Below are 306 nucleotides of genomic sequence, written 5' to 3' on the forward strand. Positions count from 1 at the left end.
GGGAGAGAAAGAGGGAGGAAGAGAAAGAAGGGGCAAAGTATCTGAGGATGGAAAGAAGGGTTGGGAAGTTCATGCGCAAGTTTGTGCTACCTGAAAATGCCAACACTGATGCAATCTCTGCCAAGTGTCAAGATGGGGTGCTCAGTGTCACTGTGCAGAAACTGCCTCCACCTCAACCTAAGAAGCCAAGGACTATTGAGGTTAAGGTTGCTTGATCTTTAAGCGTTTCGCTTTTAGGCAAATGTTGTGTGGAACTGTTTCTGTTAGAGGCGCAGAGTTCTTACATTTCAGTTGTTACTAGATTTT

At 45.1% G+C, this 306-nt stretch carries 1 protein-coding gene; it reads left to right on the forward strand.

The window, feature by feature from the left end; translation table 11 throughout:
- Window positions 1-215 (forward strand): Hsp20 family protein (locus L0U89_RS20320; protein WP_234863196.1); only part of this gene is annotated, 215 nt, incomplete at its 5' end.
- Between the last annotated feature and the right edge of the window lie 91 nt (window positions 216-306).

This window comes from Mariniradius sediminis (assembly GCF_021491425.1).
GTDB classification, from domain to species: Bacteria; Bacteroidota; Bacteroidia; order Cytophagales; family Cyclobacteriaceae; genus Mariniradius; species Mariniradius saccharolyticus.